The sequence below is a fragment of the Thermococcus sp. genome, from assembly GCF_027066465.1.
Lineage (GTDB): Archaea > Methanobacteriota_B > Thermococci > Thermococcales > Thermococcaceae > Thermococcus.
On record NZ_JAMONU010000134.1, the window covers coordinates 1 to 1714 of the forward strand.

The 1714-nt window shown below is 52.5% G+C and carries 3 protein-coding genes; all 3 read left to right on the forward strand.

Features of this window, described 5'->3' with window-relative positions; translation table 11 throughout:
* A partial coding sequence (locus tag MVK46_RS06200; RefSeq protein WP_297535768.1) for a hypothetical protein occupies positions 1–661 on the forward strand: 661 nt, incomplete at its 5' end.
* A 66-nt stretch (positions 662–727) separates the two neighbouring features.
* Positions 728–1279 (forward strand): RNA 2',3'-cyclic phosphodiesterase, encoded by a 552-nt coding sequence (thpR, locus tag MVK46_RS06205; RefSeq protein WP_297535769.1) that lies wholly within the window; start codon positions 728–730, stop codon positions 1277–1279.
* A gap of 5 nt (positions 1280–1284) precedes the next feature.
* Positions 1285–1714, forward strand: a 430-nt coding sequence (locus MVK46_RS06210; protein WP_297535770.1) for a nucleotidyltransferase domain-containing protein, incomplete at its 3' end; no start/stop codon positions are given.

Genomic DNA, 1714 nt, shown 5'->3' on the forward strand with positions numbered 1-1714 from the left:
CGGGAGGTCAATAACCAACTACTTTGCAGGAGGAGACGACATAACGGTTCCAAAACAATATTCATGGGGTTACGTTTGGATTAAGGGAACCGTCCACTACATATATCAAAAGGAGTACATGTGCGAGAGGGACTCCCTTGGGCGGGTAACCTGCTCGCCAACGGGCAAAGAGAGGTACTTCGCAAAGATAGACAGCTTCACAATAGACAGAGTAAGCGGAAACGTCGAACACATAGCGAGCGGCTTAACACTTGGAAAACCTCCTTACAATTTCCCAAGTGAATGGATGAAAAAGTCAAAGGGGATATCAGTTGGAATAAACAACCCAGTATCACTTTCAGAGTTCTACGGAAAAATTTACGAAGGGAGCGACGGCCACAGCTTCGGCGTTGGAATTCCTGTGGGTGCAATATTAGATGCCCTAGCCAAGGGCAGTCTTCCACCGTGGTTCGCGACAATAACCATTGGATTCAGCGTTAGTGACTACTCAAGCTATGTCATGCTCGGCCACGTTAAAAACGAAGGACTGTCCAGCGATGTAACCTTCTACGCCATGGAAAGCAAGTACAGGGTGCAGATTCCGGTGAAACACTGGTTTATAACAACTTATGAAAAGGTGAACGTTCCCATAGGTCTCTACGTTGAAGCTGACTACAGCTAGCTTTGTTGAAGTTTGCTTTTTCCAAATTCCTTTTAACCCCTCCCCCCAACTTTTCTCGGTGGTGGTATGAGGGCGTTCATAGCGATAGACGTGAGCGACGAGGTTCGCGACAACCTCCTGAAGGCCCAGGAGAGGTTCGGCAAGTCAGCGAAAATAAAGTTCGTCGAGCGGGAGAACTTCCACGTGACGCTCAAGTTCCTCGGCGAGATTGATGAGGCCACAGCGGAGGAAGTCAAGAAGGCCCTGGCGGAGATAGCGAGGAAGCACAAAAAGCACCGCGTTCGCGTCAAGGGAATCGGCGTCTTCCCGAACCCGAACTACGTGAGGGTGATATGGGCCGGAATCGAGAACGACGAAGGCATTAAGGCGATAGCGAAGGACGTCGAGCGCGAGATGAGAAGGCTCGGCTTCAAGAGGGACAAGGACTTCGTGGCCCACATAACAATCGGGCGCGTCAAGTTCGTGAGGGACAAGGTTGAGCTGGCGATGGCGCTGAAGGATTTGGCTAACGAGGACTTCGGAGAGTTCGAGGTTGATGCGATAGAGCTGAAGAAGAGCACGCTTACTCCAAAGGGTCCGATTTACGAGACCGTTGCGAGATTTGAGCTTGCGGAGTGAGCGCAATGGAGATGGAAGAAGTCCTCAGCGAAGTCCTCCGGAGGATAAGGCCGAGTGATGAAGAGAGGGCCTTCGTCGAGGCCCTCATGGAGGAGCTGAGAACTATAACTGAGGAAGAGATAAACGAACTCGGCCTCGACGTCAGGCCCTACTTCGTCGGCTCGCTCGCGAAGGACACCTATTTAGCTGGAGACCACGACGTTGACCTGTTCCTGGCCTTCCCACTCGAAACCCCCCTTGAGGAGCTGAGGGAGAAAGGCCTGGAACTCGGAAAAGCCATAGCGGAGAAGCTCGACTCCCACGAGATAGCCTACGCGGAGCACCCATACGTCCGGGCGAGATACAGGGGGGTGGGCGTTGATTTGGTTCCCTGCTACGACGTCAGAACTTGGAGGGACGTTAGAACCGCCGTTGACCGCTCGATACTCCACACAA